The following is a 558-nucleotide window of genomic DNA, read 5'->3' on the forward strand; positions in this document are numbered from 1 at the left end:
TACGTCGACCCCGTGCGAATCGACGTCACGTTCGATCCCGCCTCGAGCATGGTCAAGATCATCGTGACCGCGACACCGGCCGACACGGCCGCGCTGATGTCGTCACTCGACATGCTGCTCCAGCAAAGCGGGACATGAACGCAATCTTCAAGTCACCCCGCCATGCCCGCGCGATTCGCGCCGCTTACGCGGCCGCGCTGTCGCACTGGCCGGCCGGGCATCGGCGCGTCACCGTGCAAACGCGTCATGGCGCGACGCACGTCATCGCCTGCGGCCCCGAACACGCGCCACCGGTCGTACTGATCCACGGCGCACAGACGACGGCGGCAAGCTGGCAACATCACGCGACCGACTGGGCGACGCACTTCCGGCTCTACGCGATCGACGTGATCGGCGAAGCGGGACCGAGCGCGCCGTCGCGCCCGCCGCTCGCTGGCGACGCCTATGCGCAGTGGCTCGACGACGTGCTCGACGGCCTGCAGGTGTCGCGCGCCGCGTTCGTCGGCATCTCGCTCGGCGCGCGAACGGCGCTCGATTTCGCGTTGCGGCGGCCGCCGC

The 558-nt window shown here is 69.7% G+C and carries 1 protein-coding gene; it reads left to right on the top strand.

The features are described 5' to 3' along the window. Nucleotides 1-134: 134 nt before the first annotated feature. The coding region (locus H3O04_RS35655; RefSeq protein WP_202589548.1) for an alpha/beta fold hydrolase at nt 135-558 on the top strand (424 nt) is incomplete at its 3' end.

Source organism: Burkholderia sp. KCJ3K979, from assembly GCF_016759955.1.
Lineage (GTDB): Bacteria > Pseudomonadota > Gammaproteobacteria > Burkholderiales > Burkholderiaceae > Burkholderia > Burkholderia orbicola.